The sequence below is a fragment of the Salinibacterium sp. genome (genome assembly GCF_031364185.1).
Lineage (GTDB): Bacteria > Actinomycetota > Actinomycetes > Actinomycetales > Microbacteriaceae > Rhodoglobus.
The window spans coordinates 1-4,309 of record NZ_JANLVV010000272.1 but is presented as its reverse complement, the minus strand read 5'-3'; the positions used below and the strand labels follow the sequence as shown (position 1 = coordinate 4,309).

The following is a 4,309-nucleotide window of genomic DNA, read 5'->3' as shown; positions in this document are numbered from 1 at the left end:
GAACGGGGGGACGTGGGCCGGACTGGGTGGGAACGGGGGGAGGCGTGGGAACGGGCGGGAGGGGAAACGGACGGGTGGGAACGGCGGGAGGGGGCGACGGGAGCGGGAAGGGGTGGGCGGCGGCAGCGGGGCGCGGCCGTGCTCGGCTGGCAGACTGGCGGCGTGCCCATCGCGATCGAACCCGCCCGCCAACCCGAGGTCGAGGCGATGCTGCGCGCCGGCGAAAAGTTCGCGCGCGCCCTTTACCCCGCTGACGAATGCTTCATGCTCGACATCGGCGAGCTCGAGAGCCCCGGCGTGACCGTATGAGTCGCGCGCCGTGGTGGGATTGCGGTCGGCATGGCGTCGCTCGTGGTCAGTGGCGAGCATCCCGAGCTGAAGAGGCTTTTCGTCAGCGAGGATGCCCGGGGCGTCGGGCCTGCAGGTAACCTCCTCGACGCCGTCGAGAAGCATGCTCGGGATGCCTCGGCGCGCGTCATCCAACTCGAAACAGGTAACCTGTCTGACGCCGCGATCGCGCTGTACGAGAAGCGCGGCTACCGGCACATCCCGCGCTTCGGTGGATATGTCGGTTCACAGTCGAGCGTCTGCATGGAGCTAAAGCTGTCACCGCGAGCGCGGCGATTCGGCGTGACCGCGGTCGTGCGCACGGCCGCGCTCACGCCGAACGGCCGCGCTCGGCACACGAGACCGCGCCGCGGCCTCGCTACGCGGCAGTGACCGGTTCCGATGCCGCGCGCGCCGCGCGCCTATCCTCACGGCGCTCCTTCGCACCCTCCACCAGGTAGTAGAGCACCGGCAACACAACCAGCGTGAGCAGGGTCGATGACACTAGCCCGCCGATCACGATGATTGCGAGCGGCTGCGAGATAAAGCCACCGTTGCCGGTCAGCCCGATTCCGAGCGGCAGCAGCGCGAAGATCGTCGCGGTCGCGGTCATCAGGATGGGCCGCAGTCGGCGTGAGGCGCCCTGCATGATCGCCTCACGAACCTTCATGCCTCGGGTGCGGTATTGGTTGATCAGGTCGACCAGCACGATCGCGTTGGTGACGACGATTCCGATCAGCATCAGCACGCCGATCAGGGATGCGACGCCGAGCGGAATGCCCGAAATCACCTGAAGCGCGATCGCACCGGTCGCGGCGAACGGCACAGACACGAGCAGCAGCAGGGGCTGGCGGAGACTCTTGAACGTGGCCACCATCACCACATAGACAATCAGGATGGCGACCAGCAGCGCGAGCCCGAGCTGGCTGAAGGCGTCGCCCTGCTGGGAGGTGACGCCACCGAGTGCGGCATCGGCACCGGCCGGCAGCGTGGCATCCTTCACCGCAGTCGACACGGCCGCCGACGCGGTGCCGACGTCGTTGCTGTTGGGCGTAACGCTGACCGTAGCGCTGCGCACGCCCTTGATGGCGGTGATGGATGCTGGGCCATTCTGCTGGTCGACGGCCGCCAGGTCTGAGAGCGGCACGAGACCGGTGGCCGTCGGAATGGTGAAGTCTCGCAGTTGCTGCACCGTGGTTGGCGCGCTGTCGTTGAGGATGTAGATCGACAGCGTTTTCTCGTCGATCACCACGGATCCGACCGACGACGGGTTCATCGCCGCCGTCACGATTCCGCCCACCGCGATCTCGCTCAGCCCAGCCTCGGCGGCTTTGTCGCGGTCGACGGTGATGGCGATGAAGGGCTGATTGTTCGACAGGTTGCTGGATGCCTCCGCCACGACATCGAGATCCTTGACGGCCGCCAGGACGGCGTCTGCGGCGTCTCGCAATTCGGCTTCGCTGGTGGCCGTAATGTTCACTTCGATGTTGGATGACGCGAATCCACCGCCCGCGGCGGCAAGCGTGATCTCGCCAGCGTTATCGACCCCGGCGACGGCGGCGCGCACATCGGCCTGGAGTTTCACCTGGTCGACGGTCGGATCGGTCGTCAGTGAGAAGGTGGAGCTGCCGGAACCGGTGAAAACCGAGCGCAGATTATTTCCGCTCGAGCCGATCGAAAGCTGCACGGTCTCGACCCCGGCGACGTCCTGCAACACGGACTCAACCTTCATGGCCGCCTTGTCTCGAGCGTCAAGGCTTGCCCCGAGCGGGAGGGTCTGACGAACAGTCAGGGTGTTCTGGCCACTGTCGCCGATGAAGTTGGTCTTCATGAAGGGCAGCAGGGCAGCGGTTCCGCCGAGGAGCAGCACCGCCGCGAGAATGACCGCGACGGGCCGCTTCAGCGTGAAGGCCAGCACGGGTAGGTAGCCCTTCTGCAGTCGCGACGGTGTTTCACGCTCCTCGTTGGCTCGGCCATCCACCGCCATAAGTCCGGCGTGTTTATGAGGCTGTTTGCTGCCCAGGAACCAGTAGGCGAGTACCGGCACGATGGTGAGCGAGACGAAGAGGGATGCGGCAAGCGCGATGGTGACCGTCAGCGCGAACGGCCTGAACAGCTCGCCGGTGATGTCGCCCACGAGAGTGATCGGCAGGAAGACGGCGACCGTGGTGGCGGTCGATGCCGTGACCGCCCCGGCGACCTCCTTTACCGCCGTGAGGATGGCCGGGAGCTTCTCCTCCCCCAGCCCGATGTGCCTCTTGATGTTCTCGATGACGACGATGGAGTCATCCACCACGCGTCCGATGGCGATGGTGAGCGCCCCCAGGGTAATGACGTTCAGGGTGTAGCCGGCCGCCTGCATGCCGATAAAAGTAATCAGCACCGAGGCGGGGATCGAGATCGCGGTCACGAGCGTCGACCGTACCGAGAGCAGGAACAGCAGGATCACGATGACGGCGAAGGCGAGCCCCAGCAGCCCCTCGGTGGCGAGCGAATTGATCGACTCTTCGATGAACGGCGCCTGGTCGAACGCGATCGTAAATGTCGTGTTTTGGCCGAGGGCCTTTTCCAGATCCGGGATGAGGTCGCGCACGTCCTGCGACACCGACACCGTGTTGCCGGCCGGAGTCTTGGTGATCGCGATGGTCAGCGCAGGCTCGCCATTGATCCGGGAGATGCCCGTGACCGGGTCGCTGGCGAGGGCGACGGTGGCGACATCCGACATCCTGACCAGTGCGCCGGTGCTGCCACCCAGCAGCGGAAGCGCCGCCATCAGGTCGGTGGAGGTGATGCGTGCGCCGGCCTGCACGGTGAGCGTCTTCTCGTCTTCGGTGATCTGGCCGGCCGGCAGCAGCACGCCGTTGTCGTCGAGCGCGTCGCGGATCGCCTGCGTGGAGAGGCCGCGCTCGCGCAGCGCATCCTGGTTCGGCGTGATCACCAGTCGCTGAGCGGTGGTACCAAGGAGACTTACATCGCTCACGTCGTCGAGCTTCTTGAGGTCGACGATCGTCGAGTTCTCGAGCTTCGCCGACAGGTCGTCGGTGTTCATGTCGCTGGACACGGCGATCTGGATGACCGGCAGGTCAGAGAAGTTGAAGGTCAGCACCTGCGTCTCGGCGCCATCGGGCAGGGTCGAGAGCCGGTTGATCGCAAGCTGGACCTTCTGCTCCGCCGTGGCGATATTGGTGCCGTAGGTGAACGCCGCCGTGATGCTGGAGACGTTGGCACTCGACGTCGAGCTGCTGGACTCAAGACCCGCGACGCCCTGGATGGCCGCCTCAATCGGCGTCGACACATCCTTGTCAACCACGGCCGGGGATGCTCCGGGGTAGCTCGTGATGATAAAGATCTGCGGCAGCGAGAGGCTCGGGATGAGCTCCTGCTTCAGCGAGGTCAGCGAGATGCCGCCGAACACCCCGATCACGATGGTGACGAGCGCAATAAGCGCGCGGTTGCGCAGGCTGAAGACGGAGAAAAGATGCACGGGGATACTCTCTGCTGCTGTGGGCTACTGGTGACGGCGTGAGCACGCCACTGCCCGTAATGAATTATCCCCGCGCGCCGCGGGAAACGCGCACTCCCGGTGGATTATTGGGCCACTACACAGGTCAGACCACACTCGAGGCGAAGTCGTGCGCGGGCTCGGCCATGGGATGACGGCCCACCGACGCCCAGGCCCGTGCGAGGGCATCCACCCCTCTTTCAGTTTCCTCGGCCGAGTAGGAGAACGGGATGCGCAGGAACCGTTCGAAGGCGCCGTCAACGCCGAAGCGCGGGCCGGCCGCAATGATCAGGCCCTCGTTGCGCGCGGCGAGCGCCAGCTGAGAGCTGACCGGATACCCGAGGTTGACCCAGGTCGTCAAGCCGCCGCCCGCGTGCGGAACGCTCCACTCGGGCAGCCGCTCGCGCAGCAGCCGCTCGAGCCGCTCGCGCCCCACCCGCAGGTACGCTCGGCGGGAGTCGAGAACCGTATCAAAGTCGC

At 66.0% G+C, this 4,309-nt stretch carries 2 protein-coding genes and 2 pseudogenes; 2 read left to right on the top strand and 2 right to left on the bottom strand.

What is annotated here, in order from left to right; translation table 11 throughout:
- Window positions 1-162: 162 nt before the first annotated feature.
- Together RMN95_RS11980 and RMN95_RS11975 are read left to right on the top strand one after the other, a co-directional pair.
- Entirely contained in the window at window positions 163-309 is a 147-nt protein-coding gene (locus RMN95_RS11980) for a hypothetical protein (RefSeq protein WP_309617140.1), read from the top strand.
- 12 nt (window positions 310-321) lie between these two features.
- Window positions 322-720, top strand: a pseudogene (locus RMN95_RS11975) (GNAT family N-acetyltransferase); the annotation flags it as partial.
- Here the strand turns inward: RMN95_RS11975 and RMN95_RS11970 are convergent.
- Together RMN95_RS11970 and RMN95_RS11965 are read right to left on the bottom strand one after the other, a co-directional pair.
- Entirely contained in the window at window positions 707-3,811 is a 3,105-nt protein-coding gene (locus tag RMN95_RS11970; RefSeq protein ID WP_309617139.1) for an efflux RND transporter permease subunit, read from the bottom strand. The pseudogene RMN95_RS11975 and the gene RMN95_RS11970 sit on opposite strands and share 14 nt — an antisense overlap.
- A 124-nt stretch (window positions 3,812-3,935) precedes the next feature.
- A pseudogene (locus tag RMN95_RS11965) lies at window positions 3,936-4,309 on the bottom strand (PLP-dependent aminotransferase family protein); the annotation flags it as partial.